General features: G+C 56.8%; 17 protein-coding genes. 11 read left to right on the top strand and 6 right to left on the bottom strand.

The annotated features are described in order from the left end of the window. Positions 1 to 43: 43 nt before the first annotated feature. The 3 genes from gatB to gatC are packed head-to-tail and all read right to left on the bottom strand — an operon-like array spanning position 44 to position 3,339. Positions 44 to 1,501: an Asp-tRNA(Asn)/Glu-tRNA(Gln) amidotransferase subunit GatB gene (gene gatB / locus KOE80_RS17595; protein ID WP_035270404.1), complete on the bottom strand. Its 1,458-nt coding sequence runs from the start codon at positions 1,499 to 1,501 to the stop codon at positions 44 to 46. After that, complete coding sequence (gatA, locus tag KOE80_RS17590; RefSeq protein WP_035270405.1) at positions 1,501 to 3,021, bottom strand: Asp-tRNA(Asn)/Glu-tRNA(Gln) amidotransferase subunit GatA; 1,521 nt, start codon at positions 3,019 to 3,021, stop codon at positions 1,501 to 1,503. Before gatA ends, gatB begins: the two co-directional genes overlap by 1 nt. Before the next feature lie 9 nt (positions 3,022 to 3,030). Further along, on the bottom strand, positions 3,031 to 3,339 hold the full coding sequence (gene gatC, locus KOE80_RS17585; RefSeq protein ID WP_003801948.1) for an Asp-tRNA(Asn)/Glu-tRNA(Gln) amidotransferase subunit GatC: 309 nt from the start codon (positions 3,337 to 3,339) through the stop codon (positions 3,031 to 3,033). A 270-nt stretch (positions 3,340 to 3,609) separates the two neighbouring features. Here gatC and KOE80_RS17580 point away from each other — a divergent pair, with 270 nt between their 5' ends. The 5 genes from KOE80_RS17580 to rodA all read left to right on the top strand — a co-directional run bounded on the left by KOE80_RS17580 (position 3,610) and on the right by rodA (position 9,174). Next, positions 3,610 to 4,653, top strand: coding sequence for a rod shape-determining protein (locus KOE80_RS17580; RefSeq protein WP_003801946.1), 1,044 nt, complete (start codon positions 3,610 to 3,612; stop codon positions 4,651 to 4,653). A gap of 61 nt (positions 4,654 to 4,714) precedes the next feature. Beyond that, complete coding sequence (gene mreC, locus KOE80_RS17575; protein WP_009460381.1) at positions 4,715 to 5,596, top strand: rod shape-determining protein MreC; 882 nt, start codon at positions 4,715 to 4,717, stop codon at positions 5,594 to 5,596. After that, the gene (mreD, locus tag KOE80_RS17570; protein ID WP_080748006.1) at positions 5,580 to 6,161 is read left to right on the top strand and encodes a rod shape-determining protein MreD; all 582 of its coding nucleotides are present in this window, start codon (positions 5,580 to 5,582) and stop codon (positions 6,159 to 6,161) included. Before mreC ends, mreD begins: the two co-directional genes overlap by 17 nt. A gap of 14 nt (positions 6,162 to 6,175) precedes the next feature. Next, on the top strand, positions 6,176 to 8,035 hold the full coding sequence (mrdA, locus tag KOE80_RS17565; RefSeq protein WP_035270408.1) for a penicillin-binding protein 2: 1,860 nt from the start codon (positions 6,176 to 6,178) through the stop codon (positions 8,033 to 8,035). After that, positions 8,032 to 9,174, top strand: coding sequence for a rod shape-determining protein RodA (rodA, locus tag KOE80_RS17560; protein WP_035270410.1), 1,143 nt, complete (start codon positions 8,032 to 8,034; stop codon positions 9,172 to 9,174). The genes mrdA and rodA overlap by 4 nt, the downstream gene beginning before the upstream one ends. A 37-nt stretch (positions 9,175 to 9,211) precedes the next feature. On the opposite strand, the gene mutY is transcribed toward rodA, so the two are convergent. From mutY to KOE80_RS17545, 3 genes are read right to left on the bottom strand one after another with little or no spacing between them, the layout of a single operon-like run. After that, positions 9,212 to 10,303: an A/G-specific adenine glycosylase gene (mutY, locus tag KOE80_RS17555; protein ID WP_226349612.1), complete on the bottom strand. Its 1,092-nt coding sequence runs from the start codon at positions 10,301 to 10,303 to the stop codon at positions 9,212 to 9,214. Continuing rightward, positions 10,303 to 11,211 carry a cell division protein FtsX gene (locus KOE80_RS17550; protein ID WP_009460542.1) on the bottom strand — a complete coding sequence of 303 codons (909 nt, stop codon included), beginning with the start codon at positions 11,209 to 11,211 and terminating at the stop codon, positions 10,303 to 10,305. The genes mutY and KOE80_RS17550 overlap by 1 nt, the downstream gene beginning before the upstream one ends. Then, positions 11,208 to 11,879, bottom strand: coding sequence for a cell division ATP-binding protein FtsE (locus KOE80_RS17545; RefSeq protein ID WP_009460544.1), 672 nt, complete (start codon positions 11,877 to 11,879; stop codon positions 11,208 to 11,210). Before KOE80_RS17545 ends, KOE80_RS17550 begins: the two co-directional genes overlap by 4 nt. 219 nt (positions 11,880 to 12,098) lie before the next feature. On the opposite strand from KOE80_RS17545, the gene KOE80_RS17540 reads away from it, so the two are divergent. From KOE80_RS17540 to KOE80_RS17515, 6 genes are all read left to right on the top strand, one after another. Continuing rightward, positions 12,099 to 13,115 (top strand): amino acid ABC transporter substrate-binding protein, encoded by a 1,017-nt coding sequence (locus tag KOE80_RS17540; protein WP_035270417.1) that lies wholly within the window; start codon positions 12,099 to 12,101, stop codon positions 13,113 to 13,115. Between the two features lie 98 nt (positions 13,116 to 13,213). Continuing rightward, positions 13,214 to 14,401, top strand: coding sequence for an amino acid ABC transporter permease (locus KOE80_RS17535; protein ID WP_022983606.1), 1,188 nt, complete (start codon positions 13,214 to 13,216; stop codon positions 14,399 to 14,401). After that, positions 14,402 to 15,496 (top strand): amino acid ABC transporter permease, encoded by a 1,095-nt coding sequence (locus KOE80_RS17530; RefSeq protein ID WP_009460546.1) that lies wholly within the window; start codon positions 14,402 to 14,404, stop codon positions 15,494 to 15,496. Between the two features lie 60 nt (positions 15,497 to 15,556). Further along, entirely contained in the window at positions 15,557 to 16,294 is a 738-nt protein-coding gene (locus KOE80_RS17525) for an amino acid ABC transporter ATP-binding protein (protein WP_060186656.1), read from the top strand. Between the two features lie 71 nt (positions 16,295 to 16,365). Beyond that, positions 16,366 to 17,355 (top strand): Bug family tripartite tricarboxylate transporter substrate binding protein, encoded by a 990-nt coding sequence (locus KOE80_RS17520; RefSeq protein WP_026484425.1) that lies wholly within the window; start codon positions 16,366 to 16,368, stop codon positions 17,353 to 17,355. Positions 17,356 to 17,620: 265 nt separating this feature from the next. Continuing rightward, positions 17,621 to 18,199, top strand: coding sequence for an OmpA family protein (locus KOE80_RS17515; RefSeq protein WP_088453170.1), 579 nt, complete (start codon positions 17,621 to 17,623; stop codon positions 18,197 to 18,199). Positions 18,200 to 18,651 lie beyond the last annotated feature (452 nt).

Genomic DNA, 18,651 nt, shown 5'->3' with positions numbered 1-18,651 from the left:
CTTGGCCTGGTGTTTTTGTATCCGCCAAGCGCAGAGTCCGGACTTAGGCGTCCAGCTTTTGCTTGAGCATTTCGTTGATCTGCTGCGGATTGGCCTTGCCCTTGGCAACCTTCATCACCTGACCGACCAAGGCGTTGAAGGCTTTTGGCTTGCCGGCACGGTGCTGCTCGACGATGCTGGGGTTGGCGGCCAGTACTTCGTCCACCATGGCCTCAATGGCACCTACGTCATTGATCTGCTTCAGGCCACGGGCGTCGATAATGGCATCCACATCGCCATTGAGCTCGCCATCCCACTGTGCCGCAAACACGTCACGGGCAATCTTGTTGGAGATGGTGCCGTCAGCAATACGGGCAATCAGCTGAGCCAATTGTGCTGGGCTGACTTTGGACTGCTCAATGTTCAGCTCTTCACGGTTCAAGGCAGCCGACAGTTCGCCCAGAATCCAGTTGGCGGCCAGTTTCGCGTTCGCCTTGGAGCCCGCTTGCAAGATGGCTTCGAAGAAGTCGGCCGTTGCACGATCTACCGTCAGTTGCGAGGCGTCGTAACGGCTCAGTTCAAACTCTTGCTCGAAGCGAGCCAGTTTCTGGGCGGGCAGTTCAGGCATGTCCTGACGGACCTGTTCGATCCACTCTTCACTGATAAACAGAGGTGGCAGGTCAGGATCGGGGAAGTAGCGGTAATCGTGTGCGTCTTCCTTGCTGCGCATGCTGCGGGTCTCGTCACGGTCCGAGTCGTACAGGCGCGTTTCCTGGATGACTTTGCCACCGTCTTCGATCAGCTCGATCTGGCGGCGTGCTTCGTATTGAATGGCACGTTCCAGGAAGCGGAAGGAGTTGATGTTCTTCAGTTCGCAGCGAGTGCCAAATTCTTTCTGGCCTTTGGGGCGTACCGATACGTTGGCATCCACACGGAAAGAGCCTTCCTGCATATTGCCGTCGCAAATGCCCAGCCAGACTACCAGGCTGTGCAGGGCGCGTGCATAGCCCACGGCTTCAGCCGCCGAGCGCATTTCAGGTTCGGACACGATTTCCAGCAGCGGAGTGCCTGCGCGGTTCAAGTCGATCCCGGTGCTGGACTCGCCGTAAGGACCACGGAAGTTTTCATGCAGGGATTTACCGGCATCCTCTTCCAGGTGCGCGCGAGTCAGATTGATGGTTTTTTCTTCACCGTCCAGCATGAAGCTGACCGTACCGCCGCTGACGACGGGAATTTCCATCTGACTGATCTGGTAGTTCTTGGGCAGATCCGGATAGAAGTAGTTCTTGCGCTCGAACACGGAGCGCGGCGCAATGTGGCCGCCTACGGCCAGACCCAGGCGAATTGCCCGTTCGGCAGCGCCACGGTTAAAGACAGGCAGAGCGCCGGGCAAGGCCATATCGACTTCGTTGGCTTGCGTGTTGGGCAAGGCGCCAAAGCGAGTGCTGCTGCTGGAGAAGATTTTGGATTCGGTCGAGAGCTGGGTATGAGTTTCCAGCCCGATCACAATTTCCCATTCCATTATTGTTGTCCTGGTTGACGTTGATGCCAGTCGGTGACTTGCTGGAAGCGGTCGGCAAAGGCCAGCAACTGGCCTTCACGGAAGTAGTTGCCAATGATTTGCAGGCCGATGGGCAGGGGGCGCTCATCCTTGCTGAATCCGCAAGGAATGGACATGGCGGGCAGGCCGGCCAGGCTCACGCCCAGTGTGTAGACGTCGCCCAGCCAATCGGTGGTGGGATCCTCGATGGTGGCACCCAGCTTGCGGCCCAGAGCCGGTGTGACGGGGCCCAGGATCAGGTCGCACTGTTCAAAGACTTTCTGGAAGTCGTCCACAATCATGCGGCGCACGCGTTGGGCTTGCAGATAGTAGGCGTCGTAGTAGCCATGCGAGAGCACATAAGTGCCGACCAGGATGCGGCGTACCACTTCAGGGCCAAAGCCTTCCGAGCGCGAGCGCGAAATCATGCTGTTCAGATCGGTGTACTGGCTGGCGCGGTGGCCAAAGCGTACGCCGTCAAAGCGCGACAGGTTGGTGGAGGCCTCAGCGGGGCTGATGACGTAATAAGTAGGGACAGACAGCTCTGTCAGGGGCAGTTGCACGGTGACGCGCTCTGCACCCAGGCTTTCGTAGGTTTTCAGGGCGGCTTCAATGGCGTCGGCAACGACCGGGTCCAGGCCGGGGCCAAAGAACTGGGCGGGCACACCAATACGCAGGCCTTTCAGTGGCTGGCTGCCTTGGGCTTCTTGTTGAGCCTGTTGCTGTTCAAATTGCTGACGAATGCGCGCGCCGTTATTGGGCTGGTCGTCGCAAAATTCCAGGCTGGTGGCGTCTTGCGGGTCGAAACCACACATGTTCTCCAGCAGGTCCAGCAAGTCGCGTGCATTGCGGGCGATCGGGCCGGCCTGATCCAGGCTGGAGCCGTAGGCAATAATGCCGAAGCGGGAAATCGTGCCGTAGGTGGGCTTGATGCCGCTGACACCACACAGGGCGGCAGGCTGGCGAATCGAACCACCGGTATCGGTTGCAGTCGCACCCGCTACCAGGCCAGCAGCGACAGCGGCGGCAGAACCACCCGAGGAGCCACCGGGCACCATGGAGTGATCCCAAGGGTTGCGCACGGGGCCAAACACCGAGCTTTCGTTGCGCGAGCCCATGGCGAACTCGTCACAGTTCAGCTTGCCCAGCGAGACAGCACCGGCTGCCTGCAGCTTGGTCACGACCGTGGCGTCAAAGGGGCTGACGTAGCCTTCCAGCATTTTGCTGCAGGCGGTGGTCTGCCAATCCTTGGTGACAAACAAATCTTTGTGGGCGATAGGGATGCCGGTCAGTGGACCGGCCTTGCCTTGAGCAATCAGGGCGTCAGCAGCATCGGCTTGGGCCAGGGTCAGGGCAGCGTCCTGCTGCACAAAGGCATTGAGCTCTTTTTGACGTGCGCTGTTGTCCAGGGCTTGCTGGGCCAGCTCGCGGGCACTGACGGTTTTGTTTTGCAGAGCTTGGCGCAGCGCTGCAATAGTCGCGAATTCAGGGGTAAAAGACATGGTTTTGCTTTATTCGATGACCGTGGGCACCAGAAACAGGCCATCCTGCTCGGCGGGGGCGTTGCGCATCATGGCCTGGCGGCTTTCTACCGTTCCGGAAGGCAGGGCCTTGTCCTCGCGCAGACGCAGACTGATCTGCTGGCGGGCGGACAAAGGGTGGGCCATGGGCTCAACGCCTTGAGTATCAACGGTTTGCAAGGTCTGGATCAGGCCCAGGATGCGCGTCAAATCGTGCTCGACCTGGGAGGCTTGTTCAGCAGAAAGATCAAGGCGCGCCAGTTGCGCTATACGGGCAACATCCTGTTCAGTGATAGACATGTGGGTGGGTACTGGAAAATGAGTAATAAAAAAAAGCGGAAATCCGTCAGTTAGGGACAGTTTGGCACTTTTACAGCAAATGCGGGGGTTACAGAACTTAACTGACCATTAAAACAGTCCTAATGTAGAGCAATTATAAGTTATCATTGACCGTTTCCTTCCCAGGTATTTTTGAATTCGTTGCCTGGTTCTTGTGCCTGTCGTTTTACGCTTGAGTTCCGCGCCGAATTTACCTGCCTTTTCCCCAAACACTTTACACTTTGCGCGCCCATGTTCGGATTCCTACGCAGTTACTTTTCCAGCGATATGGCAATCGACCTCGGTACGGCCAATACCCTTATCTATGTACGCGGCAAGGGTATCGTACTGGATGAACCGTCCGTTGTAGCCATCCGCCATGAAGGTGGACCTAATGGTAAAAAAATCATTCAGGCCGTTGGGCAGGAGGCCAAGCAAATGCTGGGTCGGGTGCCTGGCAATATTGAAGCCATCCGGCCCATGAAGGATGGTGTGATCGCGGACTTTACGGTTACCGAGCAAATGCTCAAGCAGTTCATCCGCATGGTTCACCCACGCAGCATGTTTGCTCCCAGCCCACGCATTATCGTGTGTGTGCCTTGCGGCTCCACCCAGGTGGAACGCCGTGCCATCAAAGAATCTGCTCTGGGCGCTGGCGCCAGCAAGGTCTACCTGATTGAAGAGCCCATGGCGGCCGCGATCGGTGCAGGCCTGGCCGTGTCCGATGCCAGCGGCTCCATGGTGGTGGATATCGGTGGTGGTACAACCGAAGTGGCAGTGATCTCTTTAGGCGGTATGGTCTATAAAGGATCGGTTCGCGTCGGTGGCGACAAGTTTGACGAAGCCATTATTAATTACATCCGTCGCAATTACGGAATGCTAATTGGTGAACCTACGGCTGAATTGATCAAAAAAGAGATCGGTTCCGCATTCCCTGGCACTGAAATTCGCGAGATTGAAGTCAAGGGTCGTAATTTGTCCGAAGGGGTGCCACGCAGTTTCACGGTGTCGTCCAACGAGATTCTGGAATCGCTTACCGATCCCTTGAATCAAATCGTTTCCGCGGTTAAAACCGCTCTGGAACAAACTCCTCCAGAACTGGGTGCGGACATCACTGACAAGGGCATCGTCCTGACAGGTGGTGGTGCTCTGGTTCATGACCTGGACCGTCTGCTGCAAGAAGAGACCGGCTTGCCCGTCGTGGTGGCTGAAGATCCTCTGACCTGCGTGGTACGGGGTTGCGGTGAGGCTCTGGAACATCTGGAGCGTCTGGAGTCCGTATTCATTTACGATTGATCTTTGCTTGGCCTTCACGGCAGTGTCTGCCTGTGGGGGCAAGCGATCGAGTGCTTGAGTAATGCGAGAACAAGGCTCCATCCGGCTATTTAGGCGCGGCTCATCAGCTGAGCTGCGTCTGGCCGCTCTTTTGGTGCTGGCTGTGGGCTTGTTGATTACTGACGCTCGTTATGCGGTGCTCGAACCCGTGCGGCAGGCCGTGGCCACTGTGCTGTATCCCTTTCAGCGTGTCATGCTGGCCCCTCGTGATCTGGTTACTTATTTCAGCAGCTGGACCGACGCGGCCTCCACCGCCCGTTCCGAAAAAGAAGCCTTGCAACGCCAGCGTATCGAGCTGGCTCAGTTGTCTACCCATGCCGCCCAGCTGTCTGCTGAGAACGAGCAGCTGCGCCGTTTGCTGCAAGTGGCCGATACGGTTACCCAACCGTCTGTCGCGGTAGAGGTTCTGTACGAACCGCCTAATGGGTACGCCCGTCACCTGATCTTCAATAAAGGCTCGGCCAGCGGCATTCGACCCGGTATGCCGGTTATTGACGAAGGCGGCGTGGTTGGCCAGGTGGTGCGTGTCACGCGCTTTACCTCGGAAGCTGCGCTGATCACGGACGATAAAGTCTCGGTGCCGGTACAGGTGTTGCGCAATGGTCTGCGTTTGATTGCCTTCGGTGGCAACCCCGGTGGCAAAGTGGAAGTGCGTTTTCTGACGGCTGATGTGGATCTGGAGCCGAACGATACCTTGATCACCAGCGGTATCGGGGGCTTGTTCCCTGCCGGTCTGCCGGTGGGCATGGTCAGCAGTATCGAGCGCGATGATGCGTCCGGTTTTGCGCTGGCCTTGGTGACGCCTTTGTCGCACCCCGAGCGTTATCGCCATTTTCTGATTTTGCTAGTGCCCGAGAGCGAGCGCCCTCTTGAACAGGACGATGCCAATGATGCGACGCGCTGAGTCCTCGGACACCTCTGGCCGTAAAACCCGGTCCTCATCCTTGAGTAGTTTGCAGCCTATTGATAGCAGCCCGTTTTCGCGCGCTTCCAGTCCCTGGTTGGTGTGGGGCTCGATTCTGTTGATGTGGCTGGTTTCCATGCTGCCCTGGCGCCTGCTGCCCTTTGCGCCCGATCTGTTGATGCTGGTGCTGGCCTTCTGGGCTGTACACGAGCCGCGCCGTGTTCCCATGTCACTGGCATTTATTGTGGGCATTCTGGTGGATGTGCACGATGGCAGTCTGCTGGGCGAGCATGCCCTGGCCTATATTCTGGTCGTGTACGGCGCATTGCTGCTGCGCAAGCGCATCCTGAACTTTGGCATGTGGACTCACTTCTTGCACATGGCAGTTGTCATGCTGCTGGCCCAGTTGATTGTGCGGGTTCTGCACGCCTGGCTGGTAGGGGAGTGGTCTGGCTGGGAGTGGGCCGGAGGCGCCTTGTTGACCGCCGCCCTGTGGCCGCTGGCCGATAGCGTGCTGTTCTTGCCGCAGCGACGTCTGGACGAGTCCGACTCCGGTTCGTCCTGACGGGTAGGGCGGCCATGTTTGAATTCAAAAAAACTTCGCATCAGTTGCGCCAGCGCATCCTGTTTCGCGCTTTGGTAGCGGCCGTTCTGGCCTGCGTACTGTTAGGGGTGCTGGGCGTGCGCTTGTGGTACTTGCAAGTGGTGCGCTACGAAGGCTTTGCCGCCCGAGCCGATCAAAACCGTATTGCTGTTATCCCGATTACCCCTCGTCGAGGCGAGATTCTGGACCGCAATGGCGAGGTGCTGGCCCGTAATTATCGGGACTATACCTTGTCGGCCGTACCCGCCAGTCTGGGCGAGCCGGTAGACGATATGCTGGATCGTGTCGGCGAGCTGGTGGAGCTAAGTCCACGTGATCGTCGTCGATTCAAGCAGAACGTCGCGCAAAACAGTCGATATTCTGAAATTCTGTTGCGCAATAACCTGAGCGATGATGAAGCCGCCTGGTTTGCTGCCCATGCTTTCAAGTTCCCGGGTGTGACCTTGCAGGCTCGCTGGGTGCGCGAATATCCGCAAGGCGAGGCGGCGGCGCACGTGCTGGGTTATGTGGGCCGTATTTCCGAGGGCGATCAGCAGCGCCTGGAAGAAACCGGGCAAACTGGTAACTACCGTGGCACGCAGGTCATTGGCAAAAAAGGGATCGAGAAAACCTGGGAAAAGACCCTGCACGGTCGCACAGGGATCGAGGAAGTGGAAGTGGCTGCTTCGGGCCGTCCAGTACGTACCTTGAGCCGGGTCGACCCCGTACCGGGTGCCAGCTTGCGCTTGTCGCTGGATATTGGCTTGCAGAAAATGGCTGAAGCCCTGTTTGCAGGACGACGCGGTGCGCTGGTGGCGATCGAGCCCAGCACTGGCGAAGTGCTGGCTTTCGTGTCGGCCCCGTCTTTCGACCCGAACCTGTTTATTGACGGTATAGACGTAGAGAACTGGCGCAAGCTGAATGATTCGCCCGACCACCCGCTGATTAACCGCCCACTGTACGGCACCTATCCTATCGGTTCGACTTACAAGCCCTTTGTGGCCTTGGCTGCTTTGGAAACCGGCAAGCGCAAGGCGACGGACCGTATTTCTGACCCTGGCTACTTTGAGTTTGGTGGTCAGCGTTTCCGTAACGCAGGTGGCGCTGTGTATGGCTCTACCGACATGCACCGCGCCTTGGTGGTGTCCTCCGATACCTATTTCTACTCATTGGGCCCAGAAATTGGCGTTGATAATCTGCATGATTTCATGAAGCAGTTTGGCTTTGGCCAGCAGACGGGTATTGACCTGGATGGCGAGCGCCAAGGCATTCTGCCTTCTACTGAATGGAAACGTCAGGCCTACAAAAAACCGGCCCAACAGCGCTGGTATGCAGGGGAAAGCATCTCGGTGGCCGTGGGCCAGGGCTATAACTCGTTTACTGTGCTGCAACTGGCCCATGCGACTGCCGTGTTGGCCAGCAATGGCATTGTGCGGCCTCCGCATCTGGTCACCCAGACACTCAGCCCCCATGATCCGGAAATTGAACAGCCCGTGCGTATTGATGCCAAGCTGATCCCCCTGAAGCAGGCCAATGTGGATGTGGTCAAACGTGCTCTGGTGGATGTGGTGCGTTTGGGTACCGCCCGCCGGGCTTTTGCGGGTGCGGCGTATCAGGCTGCTGGCAAAACGGGTACGGCACAGGTCTTTAGCTTGCGCGGTGCCAAGTACAACGCCAACGCCATTGATGAGCGTTTGCGCGACCACGCCTTGTTCATGTCCTACGCCCCGGCAGAGAACCCCAAAATTGCTGTTGCCCTGATCGTGGAAAACGCAGGTTGGGGTGGTTCGGTTGCGGCACCGATTGTGCGCAAGGTCTTTGATTACTGGTTGGTGGAACGAGGGCAGATGCAATGAAGCGACTTTTGCAACTGGGCCTGAGAGCCGTCACCGCCTTTGATTGGCCTTTGCTGCTTTTGCTGGTGCTGATGGCTGCGCTGGGCATGACCGTCATGCATTCCGCTGTGGGCGGTACAGACTGGCGCTTTGCCGATCAGGTGCGTAATTTCCTGTTGGCCTTTGGTGTGATGTGGCTGGCCGCCCTGATTCCGCCTGCCTTGTGGATGAAGCTGGCTCCAGTGGTGTATTCGATCGGGGTCGTGTTGCTTTTGGGGGTGGAGTTCTTTGGCGAAACCAGCAAGGGCGCGACGCGCTGGCTGGACCTGGGGGTGGCACGTATTCAGCCCTCGGAAATGCTCAAAATTTCCGTGCCCTTGATGTTGGCTTGGTATTTCCACCGCTATCAGCGGCCCAAGATGAGCCTGCTGGACTTTATGGTGGCAGGCATCTTGCTGATGATTCCGTTCCTGCTGATCGTGCGTCAGCCGGATTTGGGTACGGCTTTGCTGGTGTTTGCGGCCGGTTTCTGCGTGATTTACTTTGCAGGCCTGTCCTTCAAGCTGATCGTGCCCATTGTGGTGGTGCTGGTGCTGGGCATTAGCGCCTTGCTGTACTACGAAGACTATATCTGCGTACCTGACCTGGATTGGGTGGTGTTGCACGACTATCAAAAGCACCGTGTCTGCACCTTGCTGAACCCCGGTAGTGACCGTTTGGGTAGAGGGTTCCATACCATCCAGTCCATGATTGCGATCGGTTCTGGTGGTGTTTACGGCAAGGGCTACATGATGGGCACCCAGTCCCATCTGGATTTCGTGCCCGAGCGCACAACCGACTTTATTTTTGCAGTGTTTGCCGAAGAATTCGGTTTGTACGGCGGCATCATGCTGCTGGTGCTGTACGCCTTGTTGATCCTGCGCGGCTTGTCGATTGCTGCTGTGGCTCACACCCAATTCAGCCGTCTGCTGGCCGGTTCCATGTCCATGATGCTGTTCGTTTATGTGTTCGTGAACATAGGCATGGTGACGGGAATTCTGCCCGTGGTGGGCGTGCCTTTGCCGTTCCTGAGCTATGGCGGTACGGCCCTGATGACCTTGGGTGTAGCCTGCGGGATGCTGATGAGCATCAGCAACGATAAGCCAGCGCGGCCTGCATAGGCGCCGCTCCCCCCGGATTAGGCCGGGGATCTTGGCATCAGCTTAGCAGTAACTGTTCACTATCCTTGCTCTGGTACAAACCCAGCAGCAGCTTGCGTATGGGCGCAGGTAAAGCGGTCTGCTCCAGTGCTTCATGATCCTGCCATTGCTGGCCTGCCACTGGCTCAGCCAGTACAGATTCATCGACTTGCAGTAACCAAGGGGTGATGTGCAGCTTGAAGTGCGAGAACACATGCTGGAAAGAGGCCAGCGCAATAGCCTCCTTGTTAGACCAATGCAGTGCCGCCGTTTGCAGGCTGATGGCATCATCAAACTGGGGCAGGGTGAGCAGACCACCCCAAATTCCCTTGTCAGGACGTTGCTCCAGTAAAACCTGGCCATTCAGTTCCAGAATCAGCACATGCGCATAGCGCTCATCCTGACGAATGCGTTCTTTGGGGCTGGGCAGCTCGGACTGTGCCTGATGCGTGTGGGCGTAGCAGTCGCTTTGCAGCGGACAGAGACTACAGGTGGGCTTGCTGCGGGTACAGCATTGCGAGCCCAGGTCCATCAGCCCTTGGGTGTAAGCCGCCATATCCAGGCTGGCGGGGGCAAGTTCCACGACCTCATCTGCCTTGCCCCATAAGGCGTTCTCCACGGCCTTTTTCTGCGTGGGCCCATAGATCCCGAAATAGCGCGTGAACACACGTTTTACGTTGCCGTCCATGATGGGGCTGCGCTCGCCAAAACAGAAGGCGGCGATGGCACAGGCGGTAGAGCGACCAATGCCGGGTAAGGTCGCCAGATCTGTGGCATTAGCCGGAAAACGGCCGCCCCATGTCTCCATGACCTCGCGGGCACAGCGGTGCAAGTTACGGGCGCGGGCGTAGTAGCCCAACCCGGCCCAATAGGGCATGACTTCATCTTGCTCGGCCTCGGCCAAATCCTTGACGGTGGGGAAGCGTTCCAGAAAACGCTTGTAATAACCCAGCACGGTAGCGACCTGGGTTTGCTGCAACATGATTTCGGAAAGCCAGACGCGGTAAGGATCTTGCGTGTTCTGCCAAGGGAGGTGGTGGCGGCCGGAGGTTTTTTGCCAGGCCACCACTTTTTCGGCCAGATCTTGGGGACAGGGTTCAGGAAGTGACATCAATATTGGGTACTACGGGTAACAGACCAGCGTGCTGCCAGGGCGCCCAAAATGGCGACCAAAATAGCCGCTGTCAGCAACAGAGAAAATTCCGGCAGCCGGAGCGTCAACTGGACGCCATAGCTTTGGGCCAGACTGGATAAAGCTTTGTTCAGCGGGGTCAGTGCCAGCAAGGCCAGACCGCATGCCAGAGCGCTGGCCGTGAGGCCAGTTAGCGCGCCCATATACAGGAAGGGGCGGCGTACAAAGGCTTCGGTGGCGCCGACCAGACGGGCCACGGCAATTTCTTCACGTTGGTTCAGGGCTTGCAGACGGACGGTATTGAACACAGTGGCAATCACGACTACGCCCACGCCTGCCATCAGAATCCATAAGCCAATACGGATGAAGCTTAGAATCGCGGCCAGACGCTGCACCCATTCACTATCCAGCAGTACGCTATCCACGCCTTCGCGGCCTTGCAAGGTCTTGGCCAGGGAGTCGGCACGCGTCACCAAGTCCGGGGTTTCATGCAGAGTCAGCACAATGGCGTGTGGCAAGGGGTTGCTGGGCAAAGCGCCCAAGGCGTCTGTCCAACTGGGATTACTCTGCAATTGTTTAAGCGCCTGCTCCTTGCTGACCAGCCTGATCTGGGCCAGTTCAGTTTGAAACTCTTTGCCCACAGCCTGACTGAAGGCTTGCGCCTGTTCCAGCGTGCTGTTCTGCTTCATGAACACGGTCATTTCGGGCGAGGTCGGAATCTCGCGTACGACAGGTTGAGCGGCCAGCAAGATACTGGCTCCCAGAACGGGCACAGCCAGGGTCAAGGCAATGACCAGCAGGTTGGACAGGGAGGAGAAGGGTTGCACTTTCAGGCGGCGCAGGGCCACCAGAAAGGCGTATTGATGATGACGCAGCCAGGTTCTCATGCCAGCACTCCTGGGTGATCGGAAAAACGGCCGTCCTGAATCAGCAGGGTTCGACGTGCATAGCGTGCCATCAAATTCAGATCGTGCGAAGCAATCAAGGTGGTGACACCCACCCGGTTAAAGTCCATCAATACATCCATGATGCGTTTGGCGTTATCAGCGTCCAAATTGGCAGTGGGTTCGTCGGCAATCAAAATAGCCGGGCGATTCACAATAGCGCGGGCAATCGCCAGCCGTTGTTGTTCACCCCCCGACATTTCCACCGGCTTTAAATCTTCTTTGCCACGCAGGCCCACTTTTTCCATGGCGGCGCGGGCACGTGCCTGCGCCGTGCTGGGCTCCAGACCCATGACGGCCAGGGGCAGGAGTACATTGGCCAGGGCGCTGCGATCTTGCAGCAAGTGCGTATCTTGTAAAACCACGCCTACGGCGCGTCGCAAATACGGCCGTGCGCGGGCCGGCAGCTTATCCAGCCTGTGTCCATTGACCTGGACCGAGCCACGGCTAGGCAGCTCCAGGCCTCCGATCAGACGCAATAAAGTGGATTTACCTGCTCCCGAGGGGCCGGAAACAAAAATGAATTCGCCGTCATCAATGCGAAAATTAATGTCGGCTAGAATATTTTTACTGCGGCCATACGATTTAAAAACGTGTTGGAACTCGATCATCGCGACGCACAATTAAAGAGGAGTCTGCTTGGAAAGCCCCTGGGGATGACCGCCGGGGCTCGCATGAAAATGTCGGCGTAGGTAAAAGTATTAGTCAGATTGTTAGAGGGAAACCCCCGATTTGTGTTTGGACAGTCTGGCTCTACGATTGGACACCACAGCTTAGCTGCAATTGTAATCTGCATCCATTTACCAAAAGTAAACAGGAGGTGATATTCCATGACCTTAGTGAAAACCATTGCATGTAGTGTTGCGTTGATGGCCTTGGCCGCTAATGCACAGGCAGGTGAAACCCTGGACTCGGTGAAGAAGAAAGGCTTTGTTCAGTGCGGTGTCTCAACCGGTATTGCAGGATTCTCGCTGGCAGACAGTAAGGGTGTCTGGTCCGGCATTGACGTGGACATGTGCAGTGCGATCGCCGCTGCTGTTTTTGGGGATGCCAAAAAATACAAGGTTACGCCTTTGACCACTCAGCAGCGCTTTACCGCCCTGCAATCGGGTGAAGTCGATGTGCTGACCCGTAATACCACCGCGACGATCTCTCGCGATACGACCTTGGGTTTGGTCAGCACTGGCATTAACTACTATGACAGCCAGGGCGTGATGGTGAAAAAATCCCTGGGCGTGAAAAGCGCTAAAGAGCTGGATGGGGCCGCTGTGTGCGTACAGCCCGGCACCACGACCGAGCTGAACCTGGCGGACTGGTTCCGTGGTCAGGGGATCAAGTTCAACCCTGTGGTGATCAACAACCCTGAAGAAGCCATGCGCTCCTTTACCTCCGGTCGTTGCGACGGCTTTACCAGCGATAAATCCCAGCTGGCAGCCATGCGTGCCGCCCAGGCTACGCCGGATGAGTTCGACATCCTGCCCGAGGATTTCTCCAAAGAGCCGCTGGGCCCATTCGTGCGTCAGGGCGACGAGGACTGGTTCACCCTGGTGCGCTGGACTCTGAACGCCATGCTGGAAGCCGAAGAATATGGCATTACCAGCGCGAACGTGGATGAAAAGACCAAGAGCGATAACCCGAACATTCAGCGCATTCTGGGCGTGTCCGGCGAGCTGGGCAAAGGTCTGAAGCTGGATAACAAGTGGGCCTACAACATAATTAAACAGGTCGGCAACTACGGCGAAAGCTTCGAGCGCAATCTGGGTAAATCGACCGCCTTGAAGCTGGAGCGCGGTTTGAATGCGCAATGGCGTGACGGTGGTGTGATGTACGGCTGGCCAGTGCGTTAAGATTTCGGTCTTCGCTGTTTGTTCTTGCGTCTGGCTTCGGCCAGACGCGCGCCACCTCGCAGGGCTACGCGTAGTGCTGCATCCACGGGTTTTACGCTATGGCACAAAATACACCTGCCGCGCCAGCCCCCCCTAAACGGCGCCTGTCCTGGAATGATCCGTTCACACGCGGCATTATTTACCAGGTGCTGATTTTGGGTGTGCTTGGCTTTTGTGTGTGGTATCTGGTCTCCAATACCTTGCACAACCTGGCTGTTCGCAATATTTCTACAGGCTTTGATTTCCTGAATCGAGAGGCTGGCTTTGCCATTGGCGAGTCGGCACTGGCTTATAAGCCCTCGGATACTTATGGGCGGGCCATTCTGGTCGGTCTGGTCAATACGCTGAAAGTGGCGGTGATCGGCATTATTGCTGCCACCGTGTTTGGCACCTTGCTGGGCATTGCACGCTTGTCCAAGAACTGGCTGGTCTCCCGGCTGGCGGGCTTGTACGTGGAAGTGATGCGTAACGTGCCTTTGCTGCTGCAACTGTTCTTCTGGTACGCCCTGATTACCGAGACCTTGCCCGGACCGCGGCAGGCTTTGAATCCGCTGGGCGGCGTATTTTTATCGAATCGTGGTTTGAAGCTGCCCACCCTCCAGGGCGATGGCATGGACTGGATCTTCATGGGTCTGGGCCTGGCGGTGGTGCTGTGGGTCTTGATGGCGCACTGGGCGCGTCGTCGTCTGGAAAAAACGGGCCGTCCTTTCCCCACCATTCGCTTTGGCATATTGCTGCTGGTTCTGATGCCGGTTCTGGCCTTGCTGATCAGCCCCGAACCCTTGGCGCTGGATGTGCCCCGTCTGCAAGGTTTCAACTTTGTAGGGGGCGTAACCTTATCGCCTGAGTTTGCCGCCTTGCTGGCCGGTTTGATTACCTATACCTCGGCCTTTGTGGCGGAAGTGGTGCGTTCCGGTATTCAGGCCGTGGGCAAAGGACAATGGGAAGCGGCGCAGGCACTGGGTCTGTCCCGTGGCCGCATGATGCGTCTGGTGGTTCTGCCCCAGGCTCTGCGTGTGATTGTGCCTCCCATGACCAGCCAGTACCTGAATCTGACTAAAAACAGTTCCTTGGCCGTGGCCATTGGCTATCCCGATATTGTGTCTGTGGTGAACACCACCTTGAACCAGACAGGGCAGGCGATTGAAGGCATTTTGATCATCATGGCGGCTTACCTGACGGTCAGCTTGTCGATCTCGATCTTCATGAACTGGTACAACAACCGAATTGCTTTGGTGGAGCGCTAAATGAGTCATACGCCTACATCCACCGTAAGCGGGCCACCGCCACTGCAGCGGGGCACCCTGGGCTGGCTGCGCCAGAACCTGTTTTCCTCTCCCTTGAACGCCATTTTGACGGTGTTGTCGGCCTGGCTGCTTTTGATGACTGTGCCAGCCATGATCGATTGGCTGTTCATCAAGGCCAATTTCGATGCGCAAACCGCGCAGGATTGTCGGGCCAGTGCGGGTGCGTGCTGGGCTTTCATTCGTGAAAAGCACCGTCTGATCCTGTTTGGCATCTATCCCTATGACGAGCAATGGCGACCCTTGTTGGCCTCCATCCTGCTGACCTTGCTGATCGTGTGCAGCTGCGTGCGTTGGTTCTGGAAACCCTGGCTGCCTGTGATGTGGCTGGTTGGCCTGACCGTCGTGGGTATTTTAATGTGGGGCGGTGTGCTGGGCCTGAGCTATGTGGAAAACAGCCTGTGGGGCGGTTTGCCGCTGACCTTGATTCTGGCTACCTTCGGCATCGCGTTCGCCTTTCCTTTGGGCTTGTTGCTGGCCTTGGGACGTACCTCGCGCTTGCCGGCCGTCAAGGCAGTGTGCGTGGTTTACATCGAACTGATTCGTGGCGTGCCGCTGATCAGCTTGTTGTTCATGTCCTCGGTAATGCTGCCTTTGTTCATGCCCGAGGGCTTTAACATCGACAAGCTGCTGCGTGCTCAGATCGCCATCATTTTGTTTGCGGCGGCGTATATCGCGGAAACCGTGCGGGGCGGCTTGCAAGCCATTCCCAAGGGACAGTATGAAGGCGCGGCTTCGCTGGGCTTGAGCTACTGGCGCACCATGCGTCAGATCATCTTGCCGCAGGCGCTCAAGATCGTGATCCCGCCACTGGTAGGCATTTTCATTTCCCTGTTCAAGGACACCTCCCTGGTCGTGATTATCGGTATTTTCGATTTGACCCAGGCGGCCAAAGTGGCCCTGGCCGATGCGGCCTGGCGCGGCTTTAGCCGGGAAGCCTATCTGTTCATCGCACTGATTTATTTTGTGTTCTGCTACTCCATCTCTCGCTACAGTCGTTCGCTGGAGCGACGTTTGCAAACGGGTTATGAACGCTGACACAGGTAGCAAAGCCTTGGTTAAGACCTATTGCTTTGCTGGCCAGACAAGGAGTTTTGCATGGCAGACGCCATTATTCAGCTAAAGAACGTCAATAAATGGTACGGGCAGTTCCATGTGCTGCGCGATATCAATCTGGATGTGGCCCCCGGCGAGCGCATCGTTATTTGTGGGCCTTCGGGTTCGGGCAAGTCCACCCTGATTCGCTGCATTAACCGCCTGGAAGAGCATCAGAAAGGGCAGATCATTGTGTCCGGTGAAGAGCTCACCAACGATGTGCGTCAGGTCGAGGCTATTCGGCGTGACGTGGGCATGGTGTTTCAGCACTTCAATCTGTTTCCTCACCTGACCGTGATGGAAAACCTGACTTTGGGGCCGATGTGGGTTCGTCGCAAGACCAAGGCCCAGGCTCAGGAGCTGGCCATGAAGTATCTGGAGCGTGTACGTATTCCAGAGCAGGCCAACAAGTATCCCGGACAGCTCTCTGGCGGACAGCAACAGCGCGTGGCCATTGCACGTTCCCTGTGCATGGAGCCTAAAATCATGCTGTTTGACGAGCCGACCTCGGCGCTGGACCCGGAAATGGTCAAGGAAGTGCTGGAAGTGATGGTCGAGCTGGCCCATACCGGCATGACGATGTTGTGCGTGACCCACGAGATGGGTTTTGCGCGTAAAGTGGCTGATCGGGTCATTTTTATGGATCAGGGCGAAATCATCGAGCAAAATACGCCTGATGAGTTCTTTGACTCGCCACGCAGTGAAAGAACGCGTGAGTTCTTAAGCCAGATCATTCATTAAGGATCAGTGGCTGCTCTGTATGGGCTGCCTTGTGCAGCCCATATGCATTTTTATTTCAAGGAAAAAAAGTGATGTTTCGAGTCTGTAAGTGGCTGCTGGCTGTCTCTGGTGTCGCGGCTGTCATGGCTGCCCCGGCTGTAATGGCGGAGGATGCTTATCCTTCCAAACCTATCCAGTTCGTGGTGCCTTATCCACCGGGTGGCCCTTTGGACAGCATGGCTCGCTTGCTGGCTGAACGCGTCAAAGGCGACCTGGGCACGGTTGTGGTGGAGAACAAGTCGGGTGCGGGTGGCAATATCGGTGCCAGCATTGTGGCCAAGGCCGCTCCGGACGGCTATACCCTGATGATGGGGGCGGTGGCGATCAACTCCATTAACCCCTGGCTGTACAAGACCGTGCCTTTTGACCCGGTCGAGAGCTTTGCGCCTATCGCCCTGGTTGCCTCGGTGCCTAACATTCTGATCGTGAACAAAGAGTTTGCCGAACAAAACAAGATTGCTTCGGTGCAGGATCTGATCAGCTACGCCAAAGAGCATCCCGGTCAAATGAACTTTGCTTCGGGCGGTAATGGCAGTGCGGGTCATCTGGCCGGTGAGGTCCTGAACACCCGTGCCGAGATCAATTCCGTGCATGTGCCTTACGCCGGTGCCAACCCTGCCAAAACGGCCTTGCTGGCAGGCCAAGTGCATTTCATGTTTGATAACCTGGCTTCGGCAGCGCCGTTGATCAAGGCAGATACCGTCAAGGCCCTGGCTGTGACGACTCTGGAGCGTTCCAGCTTCCTGCCTGATGTTCCCACCATGGAGCAGGCTGGCGTGAAGCCTTTTGATCTGGGCACCTGGTTTGGAGTGTTTGCTACGGGCGGTACACCACAGCCTGTGCTGGACAAGCTGCATGCCGCTTACTCCAAGGCTTTGATGGACCCGGCCGTGCGTGAAGCACTGGCTACCATGGGCTCGGATGTGCAGCCTGGTACCATGGCTGAATTCAGCGAGCTTGTCAGCAATGATCTGAAGAAGTACAAAGAAGTCGTTGCCGACTCGGGTGCGGAGTTGTTCTAAGCTTTCAAGTACTTAGCCCCCAGGCAATCAGTGACTGCAGTTTGTGTGGTCGCTGGCAAGATCAAGAATTGTTAAAGAAGGCAGTGAAGTCTGTTTTGAAGTACCTGCTTGCGGTGCCTCTTGCTAGTATTGGAGGCATTCAAGCGGTCCTGGTACTTAATTTGAGATTACGGAGCCAATAATGACAATTTCCATTCGTTCTGCAAAATTAGCAGCATGTGCTGGTGCTCTTTCCCTTTTGGCCGCTTGCGGCACGATGGACAATATGAGCACAGGTGGTCGTACCGCAGTGGGTGCGGGTGGCGGCGCTGCTGTGGGGGCTGGTCTTGGGGCTTTGATTGGTGATAGCAGCAAGGCCGCCATGATTGGTGCAGGTATCGGTGCACTGGCTGGTGGTATTGCAGCGTACAACTGGTCTGGCATTAAAAAGGATGTTCAGCAGTCTGGCGCAACTGGCCTGGGTGTGGATGTGACCGAAATGCCCGATGGCAGCTTGCGGGTCAATATTCCTAGCAGTGTGTCGTTTGATACCGGCCATTATCAGTTAAAGCCTGCTTTGCTGCCTGTTCTGGATAGTGTGGCTCGCGCCATGAATCAGCATCCAGAGCTGCGTGCCAAGGCTGTCGGTCATACCGATAGCACCGGGTCGGCACAGACCAATCAAACTTTGTCGGTTAACCGCGCAAGCGCTGTGACGAATTACCTGACGCAGCAAGGTGTGGGACAAGGTCGTTTGATGGTAGAAGGCCGTGGCCCGAACGCTCCTATTGGGGATAATGCGACGGCTGAAGGCCGTGCCATGAACCGCCGCGTGGAGTTGTATTTGTACGCTCCGCAGAAGTAAGTCTCTGCTTGCCGCCTTAAGGCGTGCTGACAAAAGGCCCGGTTTTTTAACCGGGCTTTTTTTTGTTTGATCGGGGAGTGAGGGCATGGTTTGAGGGCAGCATGTTCTGTCAGTTGTCAGTTGTCAGTTATTAGTTGTGAACTGCTGATTGGTGGTTATCTGTTGTCGTTGATGGCATTAACGTTATTTGAGAGGGGCAGGGCTGATTATTGAGTAGAACCCAGTAATGAGCACGCCCTTGGGGGCGGTGGGCACCCGGAGGGGCTTGAGCACTTGCCGGTGCTGCGCACCGGTCCCCTTGTCGAGGGCATCATCCGGGCGCACTCTGAACTTGTATGGTTAAGGTGTCGGGGTGGAGGGACATCCTGAACTATCGGCCAATGCCGGACCGACACCGCGAGAACTCTCCCGCCCCACCCATCACCGTCGATAAGGAACTGAGCGGCGCCGTT

Source organism: Alcaligenes sp. 13f (assembly GCF_020496585.1).
Lineage (GTDB): Bacteria > Pseudomonadota > Gammaproteobacteria > Burkholderiales > Burkholderiaceae_B > Alcaligenes > Alcaligenes phenolicus.
This window is presented reverse-complemented; position numbering and strand designations above follow the sequence as displayed.

What these genes read in the sequence shown, in the direction of transcription:
- mutY (WP_226349612.1), bottom strand. Translation starts at nt 10,303, where the DNA reads ATGTCACTTCCTGAACCCTGTCCCCAAGATCTGGCCGAAAAAGTGGTG.
- mreD (WP_080748006.1), top strand. Translation starts at nt 5,580, where the DNA reads ATGATGCGACGCGCTGAGTCCTCGGACACCTCTGGCCGTAAAACCCGG.
- KOE80_RS17540 (WP_035270417.1), top strand. Translation starts at nt 12,099, where the DNA reads ATGACCTTAGTGAAAACCATTGCATGTAGTGTTGCGTTGATGGCCTTG.
- KOE80_RS17520 (WP_026484425.1), top strand. Translation starts at nt 16,366, where the DNA reads ATGTTTCGAGTCTGTAAGTGGCTGCTGGCTGTCTCTGGTGTCGCGGCT.
- KOE80_RS17545 (WP_009460544.1), bottom strand. Translation starts at nt 11,879, where the DNA reads ATGATCGAGTTCCAACACGTTTTTAAATCGTATGGCCGCAGTAAAAAT.
- mrdA (WP_035270408.1), top strand. Translation starts at nt 6,176, where the DNA reads ATGTTTGAATTCAAAAAAACTTCGCATCAGTTGCGCCAGCGCATCCTG.
- mreC (WP_009460381.1), top strand. Translation starts at nt 4,715, where the DNA reads ATGCGAGAACAAGGCTCCATCCGGCTATTTAGGCGCGGCTCATCAGCT.
- gatA (WP_035270405.1), bottom strand. Translation starts at nt 3,021, where the DNA reads ATGTCTTTTACCCCTGAATTCGCGACTATTGCAGCGCTGCGCCAAGCT.
- KOE80_RS17515 (WP_088453170.1), top strand. Translation starts at nt 17,621, where the DNA reads ATGAGCACAGGTGGTCGTACCGCAGTGGGTGCGGGTGGCGGCGCTGCT.
- KOE80_RS17535 (WP_022983606.1), top strand. Translation starts at nt 13,214, where the DNA reads ATGGCACAAAATACACCTGCCGCGCCAGCCCCCCCTAAACGGCGCCTG.
- gatC (WP_003801948.1), bottom strand. Translation starts at nt 3,339, where the DNA reads ATGTCTATCACTGAACAGGATGTTGCCCGTATAGCGCAACTGGCGCGC.
- KOE80_RS17550 (WP_009460542.1), bottom strand. Translation starts at nt 11,211, where the DNA reads ATGAGAACCTGGCTGCGTCATCATCAATACGCCTTTCTGGTGGCCCTG.
- rodA (WP_035270410.1), top strand. Translation starts at nt 8,032, where the DNA reads ATGAAGCGACTTTTGCAACTGGGCCTGAGAGCCGTCACCGCCTTTGAT.
- gatB (WP_035270404.1), bottom strand. Translation starts at nt 1,501, where the DNA reads ATGGAATGGGAAATTGTGATCGGGCTGGAAACTCATACCCAGCTCTCG.
- KOE80_RS17525 (WP_060186656.1), top strand. Translation starts at nt 15,557, where the DNA reads ATGGCAGACGCCATTATTCAGCTAAAGAACGTCAATAAATGGTACGGG.
- KOE80_RS17580 (WP_003801946.1), top strand. Translation starts at nt 3,610, where the DNA reads ATGTTCGGATTCCTACGCAGTTACTTTTCCAGCGATATGGCAATCGAC.
- KOE80_RS17530 (WP_009460546.1), top strand. Translation starts at nt 14,402, where the DNA reads ATGAGTCATACGCCTACATCCACCGTAAGCGGGCCACCGCCACTGCAG.